Here is a 1,757-nt window from a genome sequence, read left to right as displayed (position 1 = left end):
CGTCGTACGCCTCGCTGACCTCGCGGATGCGCTGGCGGCTCTCCTCTGCCTTGACGAAGCCGACGGGGGTCGCGACGATGGCCGCCGGCCGGGTGCCGTCCTCGATACAGTCCGCCAGCGCGAAGGCGGCAGTCGGTGCATTACCGATCGTCGCGACCGCGCCGTCGTAGACGCCCTGCTTGTCGAGCTCGAGCACCGAGGCCGCGGTTCGGGTCATCCCCGTTTCCTTCGCCAGCTCCGCGCCGTTGCCGATCGCTTTCCGCTTCTCGCAGTTGTGGCCGCGACCGGTGATTCCGGCCTTCGACATCGTGATGTCCGTGACGATGGTCGCCTCGTCGAGCACGGCTCGAGCGCCGGCCCGAACCGGCGCGTCCTCGTCGTCGCCGAGCCCGTCGCCGCCGGTGAACTCGATCAAGTGCTGGAATTCAATGTCGCCCATTGAATGGACCGACTTCTGCCGAATGCGGTCGGCCAGTGTCTCGTCCGGTACGAACTGCCGAACGATGTCCATGCTGGTCTCCGCGATGTCCATCGCGTTCTGCGTCGTCGCGCCCAGATCGGCGTACTCCCGCTCGAACTCCCGGCCGTCATCAGTCATCGTTGGTCACCCCAACGGCCTCGTTGGTCGTCCGCGCCTCGAGGTCGCCTTCCACCTCGAGGTTCAGGTCTCGAAGCTGATCGATCGTCTCGTCGTCGGCGTCCCAGAGGTCCCGCTCGATGGCTTCGAGTAACGTGTCCGTGATGGACTCGAGCGCCCACGGGTTCACGTCGCGCATCCATTCTTGCCGAGCGTCGTCGAAGGCGAACTTCTCGGCGACCTCCGCCCAGAGGGTGTCGCTCACGACGCCGGTCGTCGCGTCCCAGCCGAGCGTCACGTCGACGGTCGTCGAGAGGTCGCCCGCGCCCTTGTAGCCGTGTTCCTCCATCGACTCGAGCCAGTCGGGATTCAGCACGCGCGAGCGCATCGCCTTGCGGACCTTCTCCTCGTTCGTGTAGACGTCGACGTTGTCCGGGTCCGAGGAATCGCCGACGTAGGAGGCCGGTTCCTCGCCCGAAATCTCGCTCACCGCGGAGATGAAGCCGCCGTGGAAGGCGTACCAGTCCGAGGAATCGAACTCGTCCTGTTCCATCGTGTCCTCGATCTTGACCGTCGCGTCGACGCTCGAGAGGCGGCGCTCGAAGGATGCGTGGGCGTCCGAAACGCGGCCTCTCGACCCCATCGCGTAGCCGCCCCACTGGACGTACACCTCGGCGAGATCCGAGCGGTCGTCCCAGTTGCCCTCGTCGACGGCCTTGTTTGTCCCGGCCCCGTAGCCGCCGGGCCGGGTCGTGAACACGCGGTGTTTCGCGGCCTTCCGGGCGTCCGACTCGTCGAGGCCTTCCTCCTCCTCGAGTTCGGCTTGCTCCTCCTCGACGTGTTTCTTCACGTAGTTCATCTCGAGGGGCTCGTCGAGGTCGACGACGGCGTCGACGGCATCGTGGATGACCCCCGCTGCGGCGGGGAACGCATCCCGAAAGAGGCCCGAGACGCGCGTCGTCACGTCGACGCGGGGCCGGTCCAGTTCCTCGAGCGGGATCGGCTCGACGTCGTCGATCCGCCCGGCGTCCGTCCACTGTGGTTCGACGCCCATCATGGCCAGCACCTGGGCGATGGTCTCGCCCCGAGTCCGCACGGTCGGAGTTCCCCACGCCACGACGCCGATTTCCTCGGGATACTCGTCGTTTTCGCCGTGGTGGCGCTCGAGCACGCCCTCCGC

Annotated in this window: 2 protein-coding genes; both read right to left on the bottom strand. The window is 67.0% G+C overall.

Annotated elements, in window-relative coordinates; all coding sequences use genetic code 11:
- On the bottom strand, window positions 1-598 hold a 598-nt coding region (locus PGX04_RS32700; protein WP_273742283.1), incomplete at its 3' end, for a precorrin-8X methylmutase.
- Window positions 591-1,757 (bottom strand): cobaltochelatase subunit CobN (locus PGX04_RS32695; protein ID WP_273742282.1); only part of this gene is annotated, 1,167 nt, incomplete at its 5' end. The genes PGX04_RS32695 and PGX04_RS32700, both read right to left, overlap by 8 nt.

It is taken from the genome of Natrinema soli, from assembly GCF_028618695.1.
The sequence above is the reverse complement of the archived record's forward strand: the minus strand, read 5'-3'. Positions and strand labels throughout refer to the sequence as shown.